Origin of the sequence: Erwinia sp. SLM-02, from assembly GCF_037450285.1 — a bacterium.
Taxonomy (GTDB): domain Bacteria; phylum Pseudomonadota; class Gammaproteobacteria; order Enterobacterales; family Enterobacteriaceae; genus Erwinia.
The window spans coordinates 2,321,971-2,346,135 of sequence record NZ_JAQISN010000001.1; the positions used below are offsets into that span (position 1 = coordinate 2,321,971).

Below are 24,165 nucleotides of genomic sequence, written 5' to 3' on the forward strand. Positions count from 1 at the left end.
GTGAACGCCTCGCCGCCCTCCTCCGTTCGCTGGCAGCTGTGGATCGTTGCCTTCGGGTTCTTTATGCAGACGCTGGATACCACCATCGTCAACACGGCGCTGCCGTCGATGGCCGCCAGCCTGCATGAAAGCCCGCTGCATATGCATTCGGTGATCGTCTCCTACGTGCTGACGGTAGCGATTATGCTGCCGGTCAGCGGCTGGCTGGCGGACAGGTTTGGCGTGCGTAACGTGTTTTTCAGCGCCATTATCCTGTTCAGCATCGGCTCGCTGTGCTGTGCCCTTTCCGCCACGCTGGATCAGCTGATTATGGCGCGGGTGGTTCAGGGCATCGGCGGGGCGATGATGGTGCCGGTGGGCCGCCTGACGGTAATGAAGCTGGTGCCGCGCGACCAGTATATGGCGGCGATGACCTTCGTCACCATCCCCGGGCAGATTGGTCCGCTGATGGGGCCGACGCTGGGCGGTGTGCTGGTGGAGTACGCCAGCTGGCACTGGATTTTCCTTATTAACATTCCGGTGGGCATCGTCGGTGCCGTCGCCACCCTGCGGCTGCTGCCCAACTTCACCCTGATCGCCCGCCGTTTCGATTTTACCGGCTACCTGCTGCTGGCGGTGGGCATGGCGACGCTGACGCTGGCGCTGGACGGTCAGCGCGGGCTGGGGATTTCTCCTCTGCTGCTGTGCCTGTTTATTCTTGCCGGGGTGTTTGCCATGCTGTTTTATCTGCTGCACGCCCGCCACAACGACCTCGCCCTGTTCAGCCTGAAGCTGTTTGATAACCGCGTGTTCTCCATCGGCCTGCTCGGCAGCCTGACCGCCCGCATCGGCAGCGGTATGCTGCCGTTTATGACGCCGCTTTTCCTGCAGATCGGCATGGGATACAGCCCGCTGCACGCCGGGCTGATGATGATCCCGATGGTGCTGGGCAATATGGGCATGAAGCGCATCGTGGTGCAGATCGTTAACCGCTTTGGCTATCGCCACGTGCTGGTGGGCTCCACCGTCGCGCTGGCGCTGGTGACGCTGCTGTTCCCGGTGGTGGCGCTGCTGGGCTGGAGCCTGCTGCTGCCGCTGGTGCTGTTTTTACAGGGCATGGTGAACGCCATCCGCTTTTCGGCCATGAATACCCTGACGCTGAAAGAGCTGCCGGACGATCTCGCCAGCAGCGGTAACAGCCTGCTGTCGATGGTACAGCAGCTGTCGATGAGCATCGGCGTCACCGTTGCCGGGCTGCTGCTGGGCACCTTCGGCCATCAGGCGGCGGCGGACAGCCCGCTGGTGCATCAGGCGTTTATCTGGACCTACCTTTGTATGGCGCTGGTGATTGCCCTGCCCGCGCTGGTGTTCTGGCGCGTACCGGCGGAAATCGCCCCTAATACGGTACTGGCCCGCAGGAGAAAACAATGATTTTTGCCCGTCTACGCATCGGCATCACCGCCAAGCTGTTCGCCGCTATCCTGTCGACCTGCATGCTGGTGCTGATTACCATGCACTGGGGCGTGCGGCTGAGCTTTGAGCACGGCTTTATCGACTACATTAAGCGCGGTAACGAGCAGCGGATCACCATGCTGAGCGATGCGCTGGCCGATCAGTACGAGCAGCACGGCAGCTGGACCTTTCTGCGCAATAATAACCGGCTGGTGTTCAACATTCTGCGCTCGCTGGATCAGAACCCGGAGTCCAGCAACCAGCTGCCGCCGCACGGCTGGCGCACGCAGTTCTGGATTATCGATCAAAACTTCAGCGTGATGATGGGGCCGCGCGGCCCGGTGCCGCCGGAAGGCACGCGCCGGGCGATCACCACCAGCGACAATAAGGTAGTCGGCTGGGTGGTCGGCTCCCCCTCCGAGCGCCTGACCCGCGTGGCAGACATTAATTTTGACCGGCAGCAAAACCGCACCAGCTGGATGATCGTCGGCCTGACCATGCTGCTGGCCGCGCTGGTGACCTGGCTGATGTCGCGCGGGCTGCTGGCACCGGTTAAACGACTGGTTGAGGGTACGCATCATCTGGCCGCCGGCGATTTCACCAGCCGGGTTGAATCCACCAGCCGCGACGAACTGGGCCGCCTGGCGCAGGACTTCAACCGCCTGGCCAGCACGCTGGAGAAAAACGAACGCATGCGGCGCGCCTTTATGGCCGATATCTCCCACGAGCTGCGCACCCCGCTGGCGATCCTGCGCGGAGAGCTGGAGGCGATTCAGGACGGCGTGCGTAAGCTGACGCCGGAGTCGATTATTTCACTGCAGGGCGAGGTCGCCACCCTGACCAAGCTGGTGGATGATGTCCACCAGCTGTCGCTGTCCGACGAGGGCGCGCTGGCCTACCGCAAGCGCGATACCGATCTGGTGCCGCTGCTGGAAATGGTCGCCGCCAATTTCCGACATCGCTATGAGCAGCAGGGGCTGCAGCTTAACCTGTCGCTGCCGGACACCGCCCCACAGTTCGGCGACCCGGACCGGCTGGGACAGCTGTTAACCAATCTGATGGAGAACAGCCTGCGCTATACCGACGCCGGCGGCGGCCTGAGTATTCATCTTGAAACCGGCCCCGGCGGCAATCGGCTCTGCTTCGAGGACAGCGCACCGGGCGTCAATGACGATCAGCTGCAGCAGATTTTCGATCGTTTCTACCGCGCCGAAGGCTCACGCAACCGCGCCAGCGGCGGCTCCGGGCTGGGGCTGGCTATCTGCCAGAATATCGTGACGGCCCACGACGGTACGATGAACGCCCAGCATTCCGCCGCCGGCGGCCTGAAAATTACGATAAACTTACCCAACAAACCGCACTGATTGATCCGTACTGAGGAAGTGATATGGAGCAGGAAAAACCGGCACCGCTGATTTTAATCGTCGAAGATGAACCCAAGCTCGGCCAGCTGCTGGTGGATTATCTGCAGGCCGCCAACTATCGCACCCACCACCTGATGCGCGGCGACGAGGCGCTGGCGTGGGCGAAGCAGAATCAACCCGATTTAATGCTGCTGGATCTGATGCTGCCGGGGCTGGACGGCCTGTCGGTGTGCCGCGAGCTGCGCCGCTTCTCCGAGCTGCCGGTGATTATGGTCACCGCCAAAACCGAAGAAATTGACCGCCTGCTGGGGCTGGAGATCGGCGCGGACGACTATATCTGCAAGCCGTTCAGCCCGCGTGAAGTGGTGGCCCGGGTGAAAACCATCCTCAAGCGCTGCCTGCGTCCGAAAGAGGCGGCGGTACAAACCTCGCTGCTGTGTATGGATGAGAACCGCTTCCAGGCCAGCTGGGATGATAAACCGCTGGATCTCACCCCGGCCGAGTTCCGCCTGCTGAAAACCCTGGCCCACGAGCCGGGCAAGGTCTTCTCCCGCGAGCAGCTGCTGAACCAGCTGTATGACGACTATCGCGTGGTGACCGATCGCACCATCGACAGCCACATTAAAAATCTGCGCCGCAAGCTGGAATCGCTGGACGCCAGCCAGCCGTTTATCCGTGCGGTGTACGGCATGGGCTATCGCTGGGAAGCCGATATCTGCCGATTGATTTAGATCAACTATTCTCACGCCTCCCTGCCTTACAATCTCGCACCGAAATCTGCCCTCCGCGACGCCACGCCGCAGGGGGCAGCCATCCTGGCAAGATCTGACCTGACATCAGACTGAGAAATTATGTTTAAACCGGAACTCCTCTCCCCGGCCGGCACGCTGAAAAATATGCGTTACGCCTTTGCGTATGGCGCAGACGCCGTTTATGCCGGTCAGCCGCGCTACAGCCTGCGCGTGCGCAACAATGAATTTAACCACCAGAACCTGGCGATCGGCATCAACGAAGCGCACGCCCAGGGCAAGAAGTTCTACGTGGTGGTCAATATCGCCCCGCACAACGCCAAGCTGAAAACCTTTATCCGCGATCTGCAGCCGGTTATCGATATGGGGCCGGACGCGCTGATAATGTCCGACCCCGGCCTGATAATGCTGGTGCGCGAGGCCTTCCCGCAGATGGATATTCATCTGTCGGTGCAGGCCAACGCGGTGAACTGGGCGACGGTGAAATTCTGGCAGCAGATGGGGCTGACGCGGGTGATCCTCTCGCGCGAGCTGTCGCTGGAAGAAATCAGCGAAATTCGCCAGCAGGTGCCGGAAATCGAGCTGGAGATCTTCGTCCACGGCGCGCTGTGCATGGCCTATTCGGGGCGCTGCCTGCTTTCCGGCTACATCAACAAGCGCGATCCGAACCAGGGGACCTGCACCAACGCCTGCCGCTGGGAATACAACGTGGAAGAAGGCAAAGAGGACGCCATCGGCAACATCGTCCATCGCCAGCCGCCGATTGCGGTGCAGAACGTTGAGCCGACGCTGGGCGTGGGCCAGCCCACCGACAAGGTGTTTATGATTGAAGAGGCGATGCGCCCCGGCGAATACATGACCGCCTTTGAGGACGAGCACGGCACCTACATTATGAATTCGAAGGATCTGCGCGCGGTGGCGCACGTGGAGCGGCTGACGCAGATGGGCGTGCATTCCCTGAAGATTGAGGGCCGCACCAAGTCGTTTTACTACTGCGCGCGTACCGCCCAGGTTTATCGCCGCGCCATTGACGATGCCGCCGCCGGTAAGCCGTTCGATCCCGCCCTGCTGGAGACGCTGGAGGGGCTGGCGCATCGCGGTTATACCGAAGGCTTCCTGCGTCGCCATACGCACGACAGCTATCAGAGCTACGACGCGGGCTATTCGGTTTCCGACCGCCAGCAGTTTGTCGGCGAATTCACCGGCGAACGCCGCGGCGCGCTGGCGCAGGTGGACGTGAAGAATAAATTCAGCGTCGGCGACAGCCTGGAGCTGATGACCCCGGCGGGCAATATTAACTTCACGCTGACGCAGATGGAGAACGGCAAGGCGCAGGCGATAGAGGTGGCACCGGGCAACGGTCATCTGGTATGGCTGCCGCTGCCGGAGGAGATGGACCTGCAGTACGCCCTGCTGATGCGTAACCTGGCCGGGACCACCACCCGCAATCCGCACGCGGTGGAACTGGCAAAAGAAGTTTCATAAGGTTATCGATCTTAGAATCCGATCACAGTACCGGGGGAACATCCCGGCTATGATGCGCTGGCTTCTAACGACAAACATTAAACAGCATTCTCTGCACGGCCGGATATCAAGCTGAAGTCCGATCGGAATGAACCACCTCATTGGCCCGGTCGGCTCCCCCGTCCGGGCTTTTTCTTGTCCTTTTTTCCTAAAGTTTTCCCTTCTGCCGTCTTACGGTTCACCGCCTGTAACAGGATATGCTATATCTTGAATCCATCCGCTACCCACTTCAGGAAAATAAAAAAATGGTAAACGATTCAATCACGCTGGCGATTTTAAACGGAAAAAGCGCGGGCAATGAGGATCTGCGCCAGGCGATTGCCACCCTGCGCGAGGAAGGCTTCCGGCTGGAGGTACGCGTGACCTGGGAACACGGCGACGGTGAACGTTACGTGCGCGAGGCCGTGGATCTGAACGCGACCACGGTGATTGCCGCCGGCGGCGACGGCACGATTAATGAAATTGCCACGGCGCTGGCCGGTCTGTCGCCGGAACAGCGGCCGGTGCTGGGGCTGGTCCCGCTGGGTACCGCCAACGATTTTGCCACCAGCGCGGGCATTCCGCTGGAGATGGAAAACGCGCTGCGGCTGGCGATTATCGGCAAGGCGTCGGCCATTGATTTAGCGCGGGTGAACGGCAATCGTTATTTTATCAATATGGCGACCGGCGGGTTTGGTACGCGCATCACGACGGAAACGCCGGAGAAGCTGAAGTCGGCGCTGGGCGGCGTGTCCTATTTCATCCACGGTTTGATGCGGATGGATACGCTGAAGGCCGACAGCTGTCATCTTCGCGGGCCGGATTTTGACTGGCAGGGGGATGCGCTGGTGATTGGGATTGGCAACGGGCGTCAGGCGGGCGGCGGTCAGCGTCTTTGCCCCCATGCGTTGATTAACGACGGTAAGCTGGAGCTGACGATTGCCACGTCGCAGGAGCTGTTGCCGACGCTGCTGCATACGTTGACCAGTGATGATGAGAATCCGAATCTGATTACGGCGTCTTTGCCGTGGCTGACGATTGATGCGCCGAATGAGATGACGTTTAATCTGGACGGTGAGCCGTTGACGGGGACGGAGTTCAGGATTGAGGTGATGCCGGACGCGCTGGAGTGTCGGTTGCCGCCGTCGTGTGAGCTGCTGGCATAGTTTTGAGTGTGGTTTCTACAGGGGACACCGTTTTAGGGCGTTGATTGCAGGCTGTGTTGTGTTGTTTGCAGGCTGTGTTGTGTTGTTTGCAGAGTTGGAAGTTAGCGCTGGCTGGCAGTGCCCCCGTTCGGGCGGTCCTCGCGCCGCGTTGCGGTTCCTTCACTTCTTTCGTCAGCCTGTCGGACCGTCACAGACGGGCCGTCCTGGCCCGGCTGTGACTTTCACCCGCGTCCATGCGGGTGAATCCTGGCCTCCTATCTCCGTTCAGCGCTGCGGATTGCCCGCTCTGGAGCACAGCCAGCCTGCTTTCTGACTTTCGCGTTGCCTGAAAAACCTAAAGCGAAGACATTGGTAAGGGGGACAGCCTCTGCTGCTGCGCAAGGGCATCCGCAGCGCTGAGGTGGAGCCATTGAGCCAGGAGACGACAGCAGGGATGCTGGCGTCAGGCCGGGCTTGAACAGGGACGTTCAATCCTGGCCGGTCCAATCGGCACAATGGCGTAACCGAGGGCACCGTGCCATGCACGGCGTGAGGACCGCCTGGAGCAGCAGCAGAGGCTGAACCCCAGATACCGATTCAACAGCGAGAAAAATTTACACACTGGGGATTTGTGCTGTGTTGCTTGCGGAGTTGTAAGTTAGCGCTGGCTTGCAGTGCCCCCGTTCGGGCGGTCCTCGCGCCGCGTTGCGGTTCCTTCACTTCTTTCGTCAGCCTGTCGGACCCTCACAGACGGGCCGTCCTGGCCCGGCTGTGACTTTCACCCGCGTCCATGCGGATGAATCCTGGCCTCCTCTCTCCGTTCAGCGCTGCGGATTGCCCGCTCTGGGGCACAGCCAGCCTGCTTTCTGACTTTCGCGTTGCCTGAAAAACCTAAAGCGAAGACATTGGTAAGGGGGACAGCCTCTGCTGCTGCGCAAGGGCATCCGCAGCGCTGAGGTGGAGCCATTGAGCCAGGAGACGACAGCAGGGATGCTGGCGTCAGGCCGGGCTTGAACAGGGACGTTCAATCCTGGCCGGTCCGATCGGCACAATGGCGGAACCGAAGGCACCGCCACGCGGCGCGAGGACCGCCCTGAAGCTGCAGCAGAGACTGCACCCCAGCCCCGAACTTCGCAGCACCACCTTTCTCCAAACTAAAAACGTTGAAAATGTGACAAGGGGGCTGCCTCTGCTGCTGCGCAAGGGCATCCGCAGCGCTGAGGTGGAGCCATTGAGCCAGGAGACGACAGCAGGGATGCTGGCGTCAGGCCGGGTTTGAACAGGGATGTTCAATCCTGGCCGGTCCGACCGGAACAATGGCGTAACCGAGGGCACCGTGCCACGCACGGCGCGAGGACCGCCCTGAAGCAGCAGCAGAGGCTGAACCCTGCCCACACATCTCCCAGCACCTTATTATTTAACGCATCCCGATTATCGGACTCTCAGGATATCCATACTTTGAGTTGATTTATGCAGCATCATTCTTGGTAGGCCGACCAGCCTGTTATTCAAATCCAAAAGCGATGGAATAATTAAAGGGGGCAGCCTCTGCTGCTGCGCAAGAGCATCCGCAGCGCTGAGGTGGAAGCTGATGGCCAGGAGATGCCAGCAGGGAAGCTGGCATCAGGCGGAGTCGGTACAAGGATGTACCGTCTCCGCCGGTCCGGACGGCCAGCAGCTGTAACCGAGGGCACCGTGCCATGCACGGCGCGAGGACCGCCCTGGAGCAGCAGCAGAGGCTGAACCCCAAACGCCTGTTCCACAGCGGCATTTTATTACATATCCGAGGGCACCGGGCAACGCACAGCGTGAGGACCGCCCTGAAGCAGCAGCAGAGGCTGCCCCCCACCCACCATTTCTCAACCTCCCCCCAATCTGTGATCCCCCTCGTAAATCCACCCAATTCAACTTGTATGGTAGTACGTCATTAGCGTAATTTTGCGCCATAGTCAGTCAACAAGGCGAATTGAAATGAAGATTGTTAAAGCGGAAGTGTTTGTCACCTGCCCCGGCAGAAACTTTGTCACCCTCAAAATCACCACCGATCAGGGACTGACCGGCATCGGTGACGCCACGCTCAACGGCCGCGAACTGCCCGTCGCGTCCTATCTGAAAGATCACGTCTGCCCGCAGCTGATCGGCCGCGATGCACACCAGATCGAGGATATCTGGCAGTTCTTCTATAAAGGTGCCTACTGGCGTCGCGGGCCGGTCACCATGTCCGCCATCTCTGCCGTTGACCAGGCGCTGTGGGATATCAAAGGCAAAGCCGCCAACATGCCGCTCTATCAGCTGCTCGGCGGCGCATCGCGTACCGGAGTGATGGTCTATTGCCATACCACCGGCCACAGCATCGATGAAGTGATGGACGACTACGCCAAACATAAAGAGCTGGGCTTCAAGGCGATTCGCGCCCAGTGCGGCGTGCCGGGAATGAAAACCACCTACGGTATGGCCAAAGGCAAAGGCGAAGCCTATGAACCGGCGACCAAAGGCGCGTATCCGGAAGAACAGCTGTGGTCGACCGAAAAATACCTCGACTTCACGCCAAAACTGTTCGACGCCATCCGCAACAAATTCGGCTTTGATGAACACCTGCTGCACGACATGCACCACCGCCTGACGCCGATCGAAGCCGCGCGCTTCGGCAAAAGCGTGGAGGACTATCGCCTGTTCTGGATGGAAGACCCGACCCCGGCCGAAAACCAGGAAAGCTTCCGCCTGATCCGCCAGCACACGGTCACCCCGATTGCCGTGGGCGAAGTGTTTAACAGCATCTGGGACTGCAAACAGCTGATCGAAGAACAGCTGATCGACTACATCCGCACCACCATCACCCACGCGGGCGGCATTACCGGCATGCGCCGCATCGCCGACTTCGCCTCGCTGTATCAGGTGCGTACCGGATCCCACGGCCCGAGCGACCTGTCACCGATCTGCATGGCCGCCGCGCTGCACTTCGACCTGTGGGTGCCGAACTTCGGCGTGCAGGAGTACATGGGCTATTCAGAACAGATGCTGGAGGTGTTCCCGCACAGCTGGACGTTTGATAACGGCTATATGCATCCTGGCGACAAACCGGGCCTCGGCATTGAGTTTGATGAAAAGCTGGCGGCGAAATATCCCTATGAACCGGCGTATCTGCCCGTTGCCCGTCTGGAAGACGGCACGCTGTGGAACTGGTAAGGAGAACGAAATGAAAAGCGTCGTCATTGAACGCCCCGGCGAACTGCAGATTAAGGAGCGACCGCTGCCGCTGCCGGACGCGGGCGAAGTGCGGGTGAAGGTGCAGTACGCCAGCATCTGCGGGTCCGATGTGCATATCTGGCACGGGCATAATCCCTTTGCCCGCTATCCGCGCACCATCGGCCACGAGTTTTTTGGCCTGATTGATGCGGTGGGTGACGGCGTGGACGGTGCACGCCTCGGCGAGCGTGTGGCGGTCGATCCGGTGGTCAGCTGCGGCCACTGCTATCCCTGCTCCATCGGTCGCCCCAACGTTTGCAAAGAGCTGCAGGTGATCGGCGTGCATCGCGACGGCGGCTTCAGCGAATACGCGCTGGCACCGGCCGCGAACGCCTGGCGGCTGCCGGAGAGCATTCCCGATACGCTGGCCAGCCTGGTCGAGCCGTTTACCATCGCGGCCAACATCACCGCCTTTTTACAGCCGCAGCCCAACGACGTGGCGCTGATCTACGGTGCCGGGCCGATGGGCCTGACCGCGATCCAGGTGCTGAAAGGCGTCTATGGCGTGAAAACGGTGATCGTCGCCGACCGGATAACCGAACGCCTGACGCTGGCGCTGAATAACGGTGCGGATCGCGCCCTGAACAACAGCGAAATCTCGCTGGCAGAGCAGCTCGGCGACGTGCAGCCGACGCTGATTATCGATGCCGCCTGCCACCCGACGATCCTGGCCGAAGCCGCCGCGCTGGCCTCGCCCGCCGGGCGCATCGGCCTGCTCGGTTTCTCCGGCGAACCCTGCTCCGTGACCCAGCAAAGCCTGACCAGCAAAGAGCTGTCGCTGTTTACCTCCCGACTGAACAGCAACCGCTTCCCGCAGGTCATTAGCTGGATTCAACAGGGACTGATCGAACCGGAAAAACTGGTCACCCATACCCTGCCGCTCAGCCAGATTGAACAGGCGATGACCCTGTTTGAGAAGGATCCGCGCAGCTGCTGCAAAGTGATTTTAAAAGTCAGCTAACAAAACACCGGGGGGATTGACCCAGCCCTCCGGCCACAATACCTCTACCTGCATCCCCCAACCGCCAGCAGGGCGGAAAGAGGGGAAGGAGTCATGATGATTAAAAACCTGCGCTGGACCATCGTACTGCTGCTGTTCCTGGTTTATATGATCAACTACCTCGATCGTGTGGCGCTGTCGCTGACCGTGCCGATGATTGAGAAAGACCTGATGCTCAATGCGGAAGAGTTCGGCCTGATTTTTGGCAGTTTCTTCTTCGGCTATGCGATTTTCAACTTCGTTGGCGGCCTGGCAACGGACCGCTTCGGCCCGACCATCACCCTTGGCGTGGCGGTCGGCATGTGGTCGCTGTTCTGCGGCTTTACCGCCCTGGCCACCGGCTTCTGGTCCATGCTGATCCTGCGTGTGCTGTTCGGCATGGCGGAAGGCCCGATCTGCGCCTCGGCCAATAAGGCGATTAACGGCTGGTTCCCGAAAAAACAGGCGGCCACCGCGATGGGGCTGCTCAGCGCCGGTTCTCCGCTCGGTGGCGCGATAGCCGGTCCGATTATCGGCTATCTGTCGCTGGCCTTCGGCTGGCGCCCGGCGTTCGCCATTATTTGCTCGATCGGCATTATCTGGATGGTGGTGTGGTTCTTTATCGCCGCCGATAACCCGCTGAAGAGCAAGCTGATCAGCGAGCGCGAGCGCGCCCTGATTGCTCAGCTGAAAGACGAACAGCTGAGCGCCGAAGAGGAGCTTTCGCAGTCGCAGCACGGCCTGGGCCACTATCTGCGCCAGCCGATTATTCTGGTCACCGCCTTCGCCTTCTTCTGCTACAACTATATTCTGTTCTTCTTCCTCAGCTGGTTCCCGGCCTATCTGGTGCAGTCGCACGGGCTGGATATCAAGGCGATGAGCATCACCACCATGATCCCATGGATTGTTGGCTTCTTCGGCCTGGCGCTGGGCGGGATTATCTCCGACAAGATCTTCCGCATGACCGGCAAACTGCTGCTGTCGCGAAAAATCGTGCTGGTGGTGTGCCTGTTCGCCGCCGCAATCTGCGTGGCCTGCGCCGGGACGGTGAAAGACGTGGTGCCTGCGGTTGGGCTGATGTCGGTGTCTATCTTCTTCCTGTATATCACCGGGGCGATCTACTGGGCGATTATTCAGGACGTGGTGCACAAAAGCCGCGTCGGCAGCATCAGCGGCTTTATCCACCTGATCGGCAGCATCTCCGGGATTATCGGACCGATTGCCACCGGCTATATCGTGCAGCACACCGGTAAGTTCGACAGCGCCTTTATCCTGGCCGGGGGTATTGCCGCGCTGGGTGCCCTGCTGGTGCTGGTGGTGGTTCGCCCGCCGAAAAAATACAGTAAGACTGTTTCAGTTTAAAGCGTCGTGCGGGGCACTCCCCCGCACCGTCAATTAAGGATAATTTATGTTGTCTGTGGAGAATCTCCCTGCCGGCGTGCAGAAACCCGCGTATGACCGCCAGGCATTACAAACGCGTATGGTGCATATCGGCTTCGGCGCCTTCCACCGCGCTCACCAGGCCGTCTGCAGCGACAGGCTGGCCGCCGAACAGGGCAGCGACTGGGGCTACTGCGAAATCAACCTGAACAACGGCGATGCCATCCACGCCCTGCGCCAGCAGCAGCTGTGCTACAGCGTGGCGGAAATGGCCGATGACCGGCTGGATCTGCGCATTATTGGCGTGGTGACTCAGGCACTGCACGGCCAGTCGGACGGCGTTGAGGCAGTGATTAACGCGCTGTGCCAGCCAGACGTGGCGATTGTGTCGATGACGGTGACCGAAAAAGGCTACTGCCACCATCCTGCCAGCGGCGAACTGAATCTGCAGCACCCGGCGATTGTGCACGATCTGGCCCACCCCGATGCGCCCCTGTCGCTGCCGGGGATTATTCTGGCCGCTATCCGCCGCCGCCGTGAGCAGGGACTGCCCCCCTTCAGCGTGATGTCCTGCGACAACATGCCGGAAAACGGCCACGTCACCCGCCGGGTGATTACCCAACTGGCGCGCCAGCAGGCGCCGGAGCTGGCTGAGTGGATCGCCGACAACCTCACCTTCCCTTCCACCATGGTGGACCGCATTGTCCCGGCGATGACCGAAGAGACGCATCAGGCCCTGCGCGAACAGCTGGGCTGCGACGATCCGGCGGGCGTGGTGTGCGAGCCGTTTTTCCAGTGGGTGATTGAGGATAACTTCGTGAACGGCCGACCGCGCTGGGAGCTGGCGGGGGCCGAACTGGTGAAGGACGTGCTGCCGTTCGAAGAGATGAAGCTGCGTATGCTCAACGGCAGCCACTCGTTCCTCGCCTATCTCGGCAATCTGGCGGGCTACGAGCATATCAGCGACTGCATGGACGACGAGCGGTTCCTGCTGGCTGCGCGCCGCCTGATGCTGTCGGAGCAGGCGGTGACCCTGCGCACCAGCGGGGTGGATCTGGAAGCCTATGCCGATTCGCTGATTGCCCGCTATTGCAACCGCGCCATAAAGCACCGCACGGCGCAAATCGCCAATGACGGCACGCAAAAGCTGCCGCAGCGCTGGCTGGACAGCATTCGCTGGCACCTGCAGCACGGCAGCGATTTCGATCTGCTGGCGCTGGGCGTGGCGGGCTGGATGCGCTACGTCGGCGGCGTCAACGAGCGAGGAGAAGCGATTACCCTCAACGATCCGCTGCGGGCAGAGCTGGCGCAGCGGGTGGCTGAGAGCCGGGAAGGCAGCGAGCGCGTCACCGCGCTGCTGGGGCTGAGCAGCGTATTTGGCCATGACCTGCCTGCCAGCAGCGCATTTGTCGCCAGGGTTAATCACTTTTACCGCCTGCTGCTGGATCAGGGGGCGAAAAAGACCGTTCATCAGTGGGTCGGCCAGGCCGACTGACCGCGTTTGCATCACCCGCATGCCGGGGCCGATAAAGCCCTGGCGCTTCACCATCTTGCTGATTAGACTGAACGCTTTGCAACCATGCGCAGACGGGTGAGATCACCTGCCGCTAAAGGGACGTTGCCGAATGTCGACTGTATATACCATTACCGCCAGCGAACCGGTAAATCAGCAGATTTACCGCTTTCTGCGCCATGAAATTGTCACCTGCGCTATTCCTCCCGGCTGCCTGTTGTCCGAAAAGGACGTATCCACCCGCTTTAACGTTTCCCGCCAGCCGGTGCGGGAAGCCTTTATCAAACTGGCCGAGGCCGGGCTGGTTCAGGTTCTTCCGCAGCGCGGCACCTTCGTGCGCAAGATATCGGCGCAGCGGGTAGCCGACGGGCGCTTCATCCGCGAGGCCGTGGAAGTGGCCGTGGTGCGCAGAGCCGCGTTGGAAGCGAGTGCAACGGGGCTGGCCGCACTGGAGCATAACCTCCAGTTGCAGAAGCTGGCCGCGGATCGCCACGACAGCCAGGCCTTTCTGGTGCTGGATGATGAGTTTCACCGCCTGATTGCCGAGAGCATCGACTGCGGGCTGGCGTGGGAAACCGTAGAAAATATCAAAGCCACTATGGACCGGGTTCGTTTTCTGACCCTGAGCAAGGTCTCCCCGCCCGAAAGTTTGATCGAGCAGCACTGGAAAATCTATCAGGCACTGGTGGCGAAAGACGCTAATGCTGCGGAAATCGCCATGCGCGCCCATCTGCAGGAGATGATCTTCTCAATAACTCCGATAGCAGAACAGAATAGCGAGTGGTTTGAAGCTGTATAAAACGGCAGTTCGGGGCCGGAAATACGCCCCGACCCTCTTTTTTCGCTATTAATGAGGCGTACAGACAAGAATTGACGGTCTGAGACATTTGAGACTGTACACTGAGCCTTTATAGTAGATCTACATCACAAGATTGGCGTAATTAGCGAAACCTGATATTTCATTATTATCAGCACCCGCTGATTTTCTTCTGGCGTCATCACTATTCGTTATTGATACTTCGTGTTTAATTAAAATAACAGCAATTAATGCAGTTAACCCACTTAAATAAGGCTGTACTTTATGAGTTATATCATATTAAACAAATGTGATTATTTCAGCCATGGATTAAAAAGCGTTATCAATGAAGCAGGCGGTAAAAAAAAGGATATTCATCTGCTGGATAATCTCCCCAACTGCGCACGACTTTTACAGCAGGGTTCCACCCAAATCGCCTTTATCTGCGAGTCCGTTTACAATACGGAAAACGACAGGGAAGAGATAAAAAAACTGATTGCAATGAATCCGGAAACCCTGTTTATTATCTTCATGCGGGTGGTTCATTCATCGTTCGAAGATTATATTTACATCAAGCCGAACGTGGTGATCATGGCGCAGAATGTGTCGATCGGTACGGTGAAAAATCTGGTCACAACCAACAGGTTAAAGCAGGCTACGCAGCCCACGGGGCTTTATCCGGCTGATGAAACGCCGCTGTCGTTCAGCAAGCGCGAGTCGGAAATACTCAGTTTATGGATGAAAGAAAGGAGTTCGGTCGAGATATCTGAGCATATTAATATCAAGCTTAAGACCGTTCTTTCGCATAAAAATAACCTCAAGAAGAAAAGTAAATCAAAGCGGACGAAAGTGCTGTTCCAGATTATCAATCTGGCCAAAAGCCTGACCCACGTACCGCATTTGAGCTAGTCTTTTGTTGGCAGGAGTATTGCGCCAACGCCAGGGTGTTTTATATAGCAAGAGGCAGGATATGACAGGCGGATATTTTATATCCGCCTGTCATAGTATTACGCTATGGTCACTTTCTTACTCAGATAAACGTCCTGTACCGAATTAATAAGCGCCACGCCGTCTTTCATTGATTTCTTGAAGGCTTTACGGCCAAGGATCAGCCCCATTCCTCCGGCGCGCTTATTAATCACGGCGGTACGAACGGATTCCGCGATATCGGTATCCCCCGCCGCGGCACCGCCGGAGTTAATCATTCCGGCCCGACCCATATAGCAGTTAGCCAGCTGGTAGCGCACCAGATCGATCGGGTTATCGGTCGTCAGTTTGGTGTAAACCCGCTCGTCGGTATGGCCAAAGTTCACCGCCTTGTAGCCGCCGTTATTCTCCGCCATTTTCTGCTTAACGATATCGGCACCGATGGTCGCCGCCAGATGGTTCGCCTGGCCGGTGAGATCCGCGCTGGCGTGATAGTCCACGCCGTCTTTTTTGAAGTCGTTGTTGCGCAGGTAGGCCCACAGTACGGTCACCAGCCCCAGTTCGTGCGCGCGTTCAAACGCCACCGAGATCTCCTCAATCTGCCGGCGCGACTGTTCGGAACCGAAATAGATGGTCGCGCCCACGGCCACGGCGCCGAGGTTAAAGGCCTGCTCTACGCTGGCATACAGGGTTTGATCGTACTGGGTGGGGTAACTGAGGGTTTCGTTATGGTTGAGCTTAACCATAAACGGAATGCGGTGTGCGTAGCGGCGGGATACGGAGGCCAGCACGCCGTAGGTGGAGGCAACGCAGTTGCAGCCCGCTTCGATCGCCAGCTCGACGATGTTTTTCGGGTCGAAGTACAGCGGGTTGGCGGCAAACGAAGCGCCGGCCGAGTGCTCAACGCCCTGGTCAACCGGCAGGATAGAGAGGTAACCCGTCCCGGCTAAACGACCGGTGTTATACAGGGTTTGCATATTGCGTAGGACCGCCGGGGGACGGTTATTATCTACCATCACCCGGTCAACATAGTCCGATCCCGGAAGATAGAGGCTGTCTGCTGGAATAGTCATGCAGCGATGTTGCAAAAGAGAATCTGCTTCTTTGCCCAATAACTGTACGATGTCCGTCATGATAACTCCTGTCAAAGGTTGGGAGGGCCACGACCTGTACAACGGTCAGGTGGCCCGCTGTTCAGAAATGCGACTTATTTCTGACCTCAACAGGGTGGACCTAATCCTTTAACCAGGCAAATTGCTGACTGGATTTTTCAGACGATTACGCACGAAAGAGCCTTTACCCTTAACGTCCTTACCACCATTTGTGGAAGTGATGCACCGGACCAATTCCCTGCCCCACCTCCAGCGAATCCGCCTGCTCCAGCGCACCCTGCAGCCAGGTTTTCGCCGCCTGCACGGTTGCCACCCAGTTATCGTGGCGAGGACGCAGCGCAGCCAGTGCCGCAGAGAGCGTGCAGCCCGTGCCGTGGGTATGACGGGTATTCACGCGCGGCGCGGTGAATCGCTGCTCCAGCTCGCGGGTGAACAGCCAGTCCGGGCTTTCTGTATCGCTGAGGTGGCCACCCTTCATCAGCACCGCCTGGCATCCCATGGCCAGCAGTTCCCTGCCCTGCTCGCGCATTTCCTGCTCGTTGCGGGCCATCGCACAGTCCAGCAGCGCGGCGGCCTCCGGCAGATTCGGGGTGATAATGGAGACCTGCGGCAGCAGACGCTCGCGCAGCGTGGCAACCGCCCGTTCGGAGAGCAGCGGATCCCCACTTTTCGCCAGCATCACCGTATCAAGCACGACCCACGGCGCGGTGGCAGCCCTGAGACGATCGGCCACCACCTCCACCACGTCGGACTCTGCCAGCATGCCGATCTTGATGGCATCGATACGGACATCCGAAAGTACCGAGTCCAGCTGCGCACCGACGAAATCCGGCTCGATGCGGTATACCGACTGCACGCCCTGGGTATTCTGCGCAACCAGCGCCGTAATCACGCTGGTGCCGTAAGCCCCCAGCGCCGAGAACGCTTTCAGATCCGCCTGGATACCCGCTCCGCCGCTGGGATCGGTACCGGCGATGGTCAGTGCATTAATTCGTTTCATGCCAGTTCCTCCGGCGTCAGTAGATAAAGCGCATCCAGGAAGGCGGGAATAAAACTCCCCGGTCCTGCTGCGATCGCGGCGGCACGCTCGCCGGCCAGCGATACCACGCGGCAGGCGCTGGCAACGTGCATTAAACGGTCGCCGGGCAGCGAGGCAAAGCCAGCCACCACCGCCGACAGCGCACAGCCGGTACCGACCACGCGAGTCATCAAAGGTGAACCGCCGCTGACGCTGAGGATGCGCTGACCGTCGGTAACGAAGTCCACTTCTCCGGTCACCGCGACCACCGCCCCGCTCTGCAAAGCAAGTTTTTGTGCAGCCTGAATCGCGGCATCGGACTGATGCTGCGAGTCCACACCGCGACCGGATACCGCTTCCTGCGCCAGCGCCATGATCTCTGAGGCGTTGCCGCGAATGGCGGCAGGCTTGTGGCTCAGCAGCTGATGGCAGAACCCGGTGCGGAACGCTAACGCACCGACCGCCACCGGGTCCAGCGACCAGCTGCGCCCGGCAGCATTGGCCGACTCGACCGCCGCCAGCATGGCTTCACTACGCGAGCGGGTTAGCGTACCGACGTTGACCAGCAGCGCGCTGGCTACCGCACTGAACTGTGCGGCCTCTTCGGCATCGATCACCATTGCCGGGGAAGCCCCCAGCGCCAGCAGCACGTTGGCCGTAAAGGTCTGCACCACATCATTGGTCATACAGTGAATAAGGGGGGATTGCTGGCGGAACAGCGCCAGAGAGTGCGCCACATCGTGGTGGCTGAGGGGAATGGGTTGGATCATCGTTACTCCCAACCGGCGATCAAGAAGGCGATGCCGGTCGGGCATCTGACTTCCCTCCGCTGGCATTATCCAGTTCAGGTTATGCGGGTTTTTCTCAGCCGGATCCTGGTAAAACAGGACGGGCACCCCGAGTCATTGATAAATTTTGAGATTACATTCGGTTAAAAACTGAAGACAGGATAAAGGCGAGACCGAGTTTTGTAAACAATCAAATTCAAAACTCAACGTGATGAAAATAAATAACTTAAATATATACAATCTCAACATCGGTGATATAGCACGGTTCAATCCCGGGTATGAACTACAACGAAACGGAATGGTATTTGAAAATAATTTAGGATCCAATAACCATCCTAGTGTGGACAGTCACTCTCTGGATCATCAAACACACGTAGACCAAAAAAAAGTGGTTAATAAAGAGAGCAATATCCCCTCAACGTCACTAAATTGAGATTGATACGTGGCTACGACCTTTCTGGCGACAGCTACAAAATATCCATATAAGAAATAGTTAGAAAAACTTGCATCAGCGAAATACAGAAAAAATAAACTGTATTTACCTATTTTTCAATCCATCTAAAAATACATATAAATGTAGAAACAATGGTATATTGGAGAGAATAGTCAGACTGTGAGATTGAGTAGCTTCTGACTTTCCCCTACTACAGATAATAGTTTGAAGAATAGAAAATCAAAAATAAAAATGGATATAAACCGTAAACGTCCTAAATGCGTCCCTATTGCATAGAAGAATAAAACAACATAACTCTTAGAATGAGTCAGCAGTTTAGGGACATTCAACCATACATGGTTATTCTTAACGCCAAGCATATAAAAAAACATTGTTGGTATAGCTATGATTATGAATAGCAGTATGACACCTTTAAATTTACTCAACATGAATTTGTTAAGTATACATTTAATTTAGAGGCGTTGAAATTGGAAGCTGAAATCATGAAAAAATAGCGTTCCACTCTAGCGAAAAAACATTTTAATACGTGACCAATAACTAAGTTGTCAGATGAAAATGGATTGTAATCAATAGAAACGATGAAAAAACGTCGGCATTCCTTTCAAAAAAGGAATATGCGGTATTTTTCTTGTGCGAGAGAAAGTTGCTACTTCTGAAGAACTTATAAATAGTCAGCTTATCTTTCAACAGGGTGTTGATCACGCAGCCAGCAATACTACAATAAACTTGCACATCAGAGTATTATACCCCTCCCCAATTAAATTATTGTCATTCCAAGTAATCGCCTGGGAAAACCAAGGCGATCACATTAGAGACAATAAACGAATTTATCAGTGACTAAGCTTTGAATTTTCTAAATCCAAAATTCAGAACACGATAAACAAAGAAATTTAGAGATGCAATTTTAGTGAGAAAATTTCCATTTCTTGACAAAATTAAATTATATTCACTAAGAGTAGTATCACTAAATATCACTTGACTGTTCCTTTTTATCAAAATGATATTAAGGATATTGCTAATAATTCTGCCTCGCAAATTTCTTTTGGTCACTTCATTTTCATTAGCCGAAAGTAGAGATTCTAAAGATTCAATACTTTTCAAATAACCAATAACATTTTTCTCAGAACGTGCAGATTGCATGATTGAACCAGCACGCACCCTTCGCAGGAAAAAAACTTGATCGGTTACAACAATTTTACCTGCAACGAAAAATAGCCGCGGCGTAAACTCTTCATCTTCATGAATAATTGGCTTGAATTTCAATCCGTGTTTCACTTGCAATTGTCTTTTATAGATGTAAAGCCATGCATTAGGATAAAAAGCTTCTTTAACAGAAAGTTCATTAAAAGCGTCTTCACCACTTTCGTAGACAGTTTCAGCCCCTCTACGATAATGAGGGAGCCATGCACTATCTGCATGGTTGTTGTCGACAATATCATCAGGAAACGATTCAGCTGAAAACGCAAATATGTCAATATCTGAATTTAGTCTTAACGCTTTATAAAAATTCTCAATCAAATTATTTTCAATCAAATCATCCGAATCGAAGTAATAGATGTAATCGCCAGTTGCGGCATTTGTGCCGACATTTCTCGCTTCACCTAACCCCTGGTTTTCAGTACGTATGATTTTAACAAATTCTAAATCAGAATAGTGATTTTTTACAAGCTCACCTGAACCATCTGTTGAACCATCATCAACAATGATGACCTCGTAGGGTTTAATGGTTTGGTTAATAACTGAATCAACTGCTTTTATTACATATTTACTGACATTATAAACAGGAATTACTACTGATAACATTGGCAATGATTCATTGTCGGTCATAATTTAATTAACTCACAATCCGGAACAAATTGAGTCCAAGCATCATAGTACGTTGAGTTCTTCCCATATGAATTGTCTAACAGCTTGGTTTTAACACCTAACAGGCAGCATAAAATATGTCCATGCATACGAGAAGTAACAACAACATCATAGGACATGAAATACTCATTTACACGCTCAACCAGTTTATCGGTATAACTTCCCCATAAAGCTGTTACTGGTAGCACGCCACTTGACAAGAGTCTGTTGACTTTCTCTAAATTGAGAAGAATGCGTACGTAATTTCTATCTTTATTCGTGCAGATGTCTTTCCAATCTTCATACTTAGAGGCATCAGGTTTGCCTTCAAGTGCGCTTAAATTTGTTTCTTCTATATCTTTCCTGATCATCCATAATGTATTACCTTTGATATTTTCCTTTTTCTGCTTAGGGAAAACGTTCCACAAGGAATGGGCCATATCAGGACATAAGATAACATTTTCACAAAAGTGTTCTTTCAAAATTTCTTGACTGCGCGTATCACGACAGAAAATAGTCAGGTTTTTATGCTGACGGATAATTTCCGCAGATTTTTTTAACTCATCATCGCTTTTAAAATGTACAGTCTGTGGTAAATAAACAATTTTATGATTAGGGAAGTCAGTGACCACTTTTTCTCTTAAGCGTTGATGATGCGGATATAAATCACCAAAGTTACCGCCACCATGCATTAATATGATAACATCTTTCGGTAGGTTTCTGTTTTCCTGTAGATATTTAATACTACCCTGATCGGTACGACGGGCTAATACCTTATATTGTCTTTCCTTGAAAAACTGCTCAGTACCCTTGTAAATTAATAAGTCTCCAACATTTAAATGGAGAGGAATATCCAAATAAACAACTTTGCTTCCATGTGGAACAACATCATCAATAACAGATAAATTATTCTTTAAGACATTCATATGGTGCATGGCAGTTTTACGCTCTCAAAAGTCGACGAAGTTTTTGGTTTTTGAAGATTTGTCTTTTTAATTCGATTATAAACACATGGCGGCTAAATAATAAAGTCAATAAGAACACCAGCACGCCAGTTATAATCTGCAGCACTAAAGCAGCAGTTATAGGTAGACTTGCCGGCAAATACCTCCCTACGAGATAGGTTATTAAAATCATTGGTAAAGTTAATTTCATTGGCAACCAAATACTCGTAATATAAGCTCGATAACTTGAACCCAAAACTGGCTTAACCAGGATAAAGTAACTCAAGAAAGTGTTAAGCACTTGCACTGCTAAAAATCCTAAAGCGGCTCCAACTCCTCCACCAAAATGTGCGCCTAACCAGATTGATGGGGCAAATAAAAATAATTTAAATATATTAAATCTGAAACTAATATCTATGCGTGCTTTTGCCATCAATAGAGAACCAATGGGATTACCTATTGAACGCAATAAGCCAACGATGCAAAGAACCTGAAGAATTGGAGTAATAAATATCCATTTTTCGCCAAAAACAAGAACTACAAAATTCTCGGCAACAACCATTAAACCTAACAACGCAGGGAAATTAAGCAACCCGACAAGAGATAGTAGTTTATAGAATATATCTTTCAGTTTTTCTTTATCATCCTGAATTTTTGAAAAAGCAGGAAACAATACGCGAGTTATAATTGGATTAAGTCTGGTAGGAGGAATAACTGCCACATTGAAGGCTAAATTATACCCGCCGGCCATAACAGCCCCAAGACTCCGCGATAATATAAAAGTTGCAAGATTTGAGTTGAGTTGGTTAACTAAACTGTCAGCAGTCAGATACAGGCCGAATTTCAAATTTGATGCAACTGACTTTATTTTGAACACCATCGTAGGAGAATATTGCTTACGCCCTACATAGGAAAACAGAATTGTTCTAACTGTAGCTGCACTTAAATACCCCCACATTGCTGTAATTGCAAATGGATAGATATATGCAGATACCATTGTAACAATAAATCCGACTACTACAGATGCAGTTTCAATGATTCCAATTTTAGAGAACTCTAATTCCTTTTGTAACAATGCCCTAAACTGTTGCCCATGAGGAATAATCAAAAATGCAAATGCAAGAGTCTCAATTAATCGCTGCAGATCGGGCTGATTAAGTAAATCTGCAATATAATTGCTAAAAATAAAAGAAAGGGAGAAAACACTTAAACCGATAAGTATATTTATCCAATATAAGGTAGACAGCTCTATCTGTGTAATGTTTTTTCTCTGGATTATAGAGTTTGAAATACCAAAATCAGAAAGAGTGTCAGCAATAATAATTATCACCATCGCAATGGTAAGCAAACCAAACTGGTGTGGCTCTATAATATGAGCCAGTAGTGTTATCTGTAAAAAACTGATGCCGATATTTGCTACCGTAGAAATAGCGGACCATTTTGCACCTTTTACAGTTTTATCTCTTAGGCTCATAACATTCTTCTTCAGGTAAAAAACAAAAATTATTAAATGCGCGAGCACCTAGAATGAATACCACCTACTTTTAACATGGAATTAATATGCAGCTTTATTTACAAAACCTTTAAAGAAGGTTAAGAAAATGATTTTTAAATCAAGCCAAATACTCCAACCCCGTATGTATATAAGGTCAAAATCAACTCGTTTCTGCATTTTATCTAATGTATCTGTCTCGCCCCGAAAACCATTGATTTGAGCAAGACCAGTAATTCCAGGCTTAACTTTGTGGCGAAGCATATACCCTTCAATTAAAGAACGATACTGCTCATTATGAGCAACAGCATGTGGTCTTGGCCCAACGACAGACATCTGCCCAAAAAGTACATTGAAAAACTGAGGTAATTCATCGAGAGAAGTATTGCGAAGAAACTTACCTAATTTAGTTACACGAGGATCATTTTGGGTTGCCTGAGTAACCTTGGCGCCATTTTCCATGACTGACATCGTTCGGAATTTCCAGACCATGATAGGTTTACCATCCATTCCATAGCGAATTTGGCGAAAGATAATTGGCCCTGGAGAACTTACTTTAACGGCGCAGGCAATAATAACTAGTGGCAAAGAAATAAACAATAATATCACAGACGATACGATAATATCTTCTAATCTCTTAAAGACCATATTAATACCGTTAAGCGGAGTATCAAACAATGGTACAACCGGAACCCCGTTAATTTCTTCTGTACGGGACTGAAGGATGTTGAAAGTGAAGACATCAGGTATCAGTAAAACAGAACAGGTAGTATCAGTTAAACGCCTTACAATATCTTTGATTTTAGCCTCATCTTTCATGCTCATTGCGATATAAATTCTATCTAACTTTCCTTCACGAGCATCATCAATCAGTTTCTCAAAATCACCTGCATAATTTATTTCACCAGAACCTTCAAAAGGTTTCTCGTCATATACACCGACTACAACAAACCCCATCCAAGGTTCATCGATAAAGCTGGTGATTAGATTAATGCCGGCTGGCATTGTTCCAACAACGGCAACCCGGCGAGTATTATATCCCATTTTACGCAGAATACCGGAGCCCACGCGGATCCCCATTCGGCACAGGAAGAAACCAGCAACAACAACTAAATACCATTGAATGAAAATTTTGAAACTCAGGTCGAAGTCGCTAAATAGAGAACTTAAACCTAAAGTCAAAAGTAAACTCAACGTCCAGTTTTTCGAAATTAATATCAATTCAGCTGAAGATTTAACGCCCCTCCAAGAACGATAGAAGTCCGTCATCCCACCTATCATTTGGAATACAACAAGAACAATGAGAGCAATTAACACGTGCTTATAATCGAAAGTTCTGTAATTGAATAATGCAACCGCATATAAACCGAGAAATATTATCGAGATATCAGAAAATCGCTGTACCATTGATATCAATGAGGCATTCGCATTAGAACGTGTACGATGATGTAGAATTGTCATTCTATTTTCACTCTTGTT

At 53.5% G+C, this 24,165-nt stretch carries 18 protein-coding genes and 1 riboswitch; of the genes, 11 read left to right on the plus strand and 7 right to left on the minus strand.

Going from position 1 to position 24,165, the window contains the following annotated elements:
* The 11 genes from mdtD (at position 1) to PGH32_RS10850 (ending at position 15,015) form a co-directional block, all read left to right on the plus strand.
* Positions 1-1,410, plus strand: a complete 1,410-nt coding sequence (gene mdtD / locus PGH32_RS10800) for a multidrug transporter subunit MdtD (RefSeq protein WP_337894020.1) — start codon at positions 1-3, stop codon at positions 1,408-1,410.
* A complete protein-coding gene (baeS, locus tag PGH32_RS10805; protein WP_314420930.1) occupies positions 1,410-2,795 on the plus strand; it encodes a two-component system sensor histidine kinase BaeS in 1,386 nt (461 codons plus the stop codon). The genes mdtD and baeS overlap by 1 nt, the downstream gene beginning before the upstream one ends.
* A gap of 23 nt (positions 2,796-2,818) precedes the next feature.
* The gene (gene baeR / locus PGH32_RS10810) at positions 2,819-3,526 is read left to right on the plus strand and encodes a two-component system response regulator BaeR (protein ID WP_314420555.1); all 708 of its coding nucleotides are present in this window, start codon (positions 2,819-2,821) and stop codon (positions 3,524-3,526) included.
* Between the two features lie 120 nt (positions 3,527-3,646).
* Positions 3,647-5,029: a prephenate-dependent tRNA uridine(34) hydroxylase TrhP gene (gene trhP, locus PGH32_RS10815; protein WP_314420557.1), complete on the plus strand. Its 1,383-nt coding sequence runs from the start codon at positions 3,647-3,649 to the stop codon at positions 5,027-5,029.
* A 284-nt stretch (positions 5,030-5,313) separates the two neighbouring features.
* Positions 5,314-6,213: a lipid kinase YegS gene (yegS, locus tag PGH32_RS10820; protein WP_337894022.1), complete on the plus strand. Its 900-nt coding sequence runs from the start codon at positions 5,314-5,316 to the stop codon at positions 6,211-6,213.
* Positions 6,214-8,163: 1,950 nt separating this feature from the next.
* The gene (gene manD, locus PGH32_RS10825) at positions 8,164-9,378 is read left to right on the plus strand and encodes a D-mannonate dehydratase ManD (protein ID WP_314420563.1); all 1,215 of its coding nucleotides are present in this window, start codon (positions 8,164-8,166) and stop codon (positions 9,376-9,378) included.
* Between the two features lie 10 nt (positions 9,379-9,388).
* Entirely contained in the window at positions 9,389-10,399 is a 1,011-nt protein-coding gene (locus PGH32_RS10830; RefSeq protein WP_337894023.1) for a Zn-dependent oxidoreductase, read from the plus strand.
* A gap of 96 nt (positions 10,400-10,495) precedes the next feature.
* The gene (locus tag PGH32_RS10835; protein ID WP_337894289.1) at positions 10,496-11,779 is read left to right on the plus strand and encodes an MFS transporter; all 1,284 of its coding nucleotides are present in this window, start codon (positions 10,496-10,498) and stop codon (positions 11,777-11,779) included.
* Positions 11,780-11,825: 46 nt separating this feature from the next.
* On the plus strand, positions 11,826-13,292 hold the full coding sequence (locus tag PGH32_RS10840; RefSeq protein ID WP_337894024.1) for a mannitol dehydrogenase family protein: 1,467 nt from the start codon (positions 11,826-11,828) through the stop codon (positions 13,290-13,292).
* 130 nt (positions 13,293-13,422) lie between these two features.
* Positions 13,423-14,109 carry a GntR family transcriptional regulator gene (locus tag PGH32_RS10845; RefSeq protein ID WP_314420569.1) on the plus strand — a complete coding sequence of 229 codons (687 nt, stop codon included), beginning with the start codon at positions 13,423-13,425 and terminating at the stop codon, positions 14,107-14,109.
* A 282-nt stretch (positions 14,110-14,391) separates the two neighbouring features.
* Complete coding sequence (locus tag PGH32_RS10850) at positions 14,392-15,015, plus strand: LuxR C-terminal-related transcriptional regulator (protein WP_314420570.1); 624 nt, start codon at positions 14,392-14,394, stop codon at positions 15,013-15,015.
* A gap of 98 nt (positions 15,016-15,113) precedes the next feature.
* Here PGH32_RS10850 and fbaB read toward each other — a convergent pair whose 3' ends face one another.
* From fbaB to wcaJ, 7 genes are all read right to left on the minus strand, one after another.
* Positions 15,114-16,166, minus strand: coding sequence for a class I fructose-bisphosphate aldolase (fbaB, locus tag PGH32_RS10855; protein ID WP_337894025.1), 1,053 nt, complete (start codon positions 16,164-16,166; stop codon positions 15,114-15,116).
* Between the two features lie 178 nt (positions 16,167-16,344).
* Entirely contained in the window at positions 16,345-17,145 is an 801-nt protein-coding gene (gene thiD / locus PGH32_RS10860) for a bifunctional hydroxymethylpyrimidine kinase/phosphomethylpyrimidine kinase (RefSeq protein WP_337894026.1), read from the minus strand.
* Entirely contained in the window at positions 17,142-17,933 is a 792-nt protein-coding gene (gene thiM, locus PGH32_RS10865) for a hydroxyethylthiazole kinase (RefSeq protein WP_337894027.1), read from the minus strand. The genes thiD and thiM overlap by 4 nt, the downstream gene beginning before the upstream one ends.
* Positions 17,934-17,967: 34 nt before the next feature.
* Positions 17,968-18,073, minus strand: a riboswitch (TPP riboswitch).
* Positions 18,074-19,242: 1,169 nt separating this feature from the next.
* Entirely contained in the window at positions 19,243-20,232 is a 990-nt protein-coding gene (locus PGH32_RS10870) for a glycosyltransferase (protein WP_337894028.1), read from the minus strand.
* Positions 20,229-21,176: a polysaccharide pyruvyl transferase family protein gene (locus PGH32_RS10875; protein WP_337894290.1), complete on the minus strand. Its 948-nt coding sequence runs from the start codon at positions 21,174-21,176 to the stop codon at positions 20,229-20,231. Before PGH32_RS10875 ends, PGH32_RS10870 begins: the two co-directional genes overlap by 4 nt.
* A 16-nt stretch (positions 21,177-21,192) precedes the next feature.
* Complete coding sequence (locus PGH32_RS10880; RefSeq protein WP_337894029.1) at positions 21,193-22,668, minus strand: MOP flippase family protein; 1,476 nt, start codon at positions 22,666-22,668, stop codon at positions 21,193-21,195.
* 81 nt (positions 22,669-22,749) lie between these two features.
* Complete coding sequence (gene wcaJ, locus PGH32_RS10885; protein ID WP_337894030.1) at positions 22,750-24,147, minus strand: undecaprenyl-phosphate glucose phosphotransferase; 1,398 nt, start codon at positions 24,145-24,147, stop codon at positions 22,750-22,752.
* Positions 24,148-24,165 lie beyond the last annotated feature (18 nt).

Excerpts from the sequence above, each read along its gene's own strand:
- baeR (WP_314420555.1), top strand. The coding sequence starts at position 2,819 with ATGGAGCAGGAAAAACCGGCACCGCTGATTTTAATCGTCGAAGATGAA.
- trhP (WP_314420557.1), top strand. The coding sequence starts at position 3,647 with ATGTTTAAACCGGAACTCCTCTCCCCGGCCGGCACGCTGAAAAATATG.
- yegS (WP_337894022.1), top strand. The coding sequence starts at position 5,314 with ATGGTAAACGATTCAATCACGCTGGCGATTTTAAACGGAAAAAGCGCG.
- manD (WP_314420563.1), top strand. The coding sequence starts at position 8,164 with ATGAAGATTGTTAAAGCGGAAGTGTTTGTCACCTGCCCCGGCAGAAAC.
- PGH32_RS10830 (WP_337894023.1), top strand. The coding sequence starts at position 9,389 with ATGAAAAGCGTCGTCATTGAACGCCCCGGCGAACTGCAGATTAAGGAG.
- PGH32_RS10835 (WP_337894289.1), top strand. The coding sequence starts at position 10,496 with ATGATTAAAAACCTGCGCTGGACCATCGTACTGCTGCTGTTCCTGGTT.
- PGH32_RS10840 (WP_337894024.1), top strand. The coding sequence starts at position 11,826 with ATGTTGTCTGTGGAGAATCTCCCTGCCGGCGTGCAGAAACCCGCGTAT.
- PGH32_RS10845 (WP_314420569.1), top strand. The coding sequence starts at position 13,423 with ATGTCGACTGTATATACCATTACCGCCAGCGAACCGGTAAATCAGCAG.
- PGH32_RS10850 (WP_314420570.1), top strand. The coding sequence starts at position 14,392 with ATGAGTTATATCATATTAAACAAATGTGATTATTTCAGCCATGGATTA.
- fbaB (WP_337894025.1), bottom strand. The coding sequence starts at position 16,166 with ATGACGGACATCGTACAGTTATTGGGCAAAGAAGCAGATTCTCTTTTG.
- thiD (WP_337894026.1), bottom strand. The coding sequence starts at position 17,145 with ATGAAACGAATTAATGCACTGACCATCGCCGGTACCGATCCCAGCGGC.
- thiM (WP_337894027.1), bottom strand. The coding sequence starts at position 17,933 with ATGATCCAACCCATTCCCCTCAGCCACCACGATGTGGCGCACTCTCTG.
- PGH32_RS10870 (WP_337894028.1), bottom strand. The coding sequence starts at position 20,232 with ATGACCGACAATGAATCATTGCCAATGTTATCAGTAGTAATTCCTGTT.
- PGH32_RS10875 (WP_337894290.1), bottom strand. The coding sequence starts at position 21,176 with ATGAATGTCTTAAAGAATAATTTATCTGTTATTGATGATGTTGTTCCA.
- PGH32_RS10880 (WP_337894029.1), bottom strand. The coding sequence starts at position 22,668 with ATGAGCCTAAGAGATAAAACTGTAAAAGGTGCAAAATGGTCCGCTATT.
- wcaJ (WP_337894030.1), bottom strand. The coding sequence starts at position 24,147 with ATGACAATTCTACATCATCGTACACGTTCTAATGCGAATGCCTCATTG.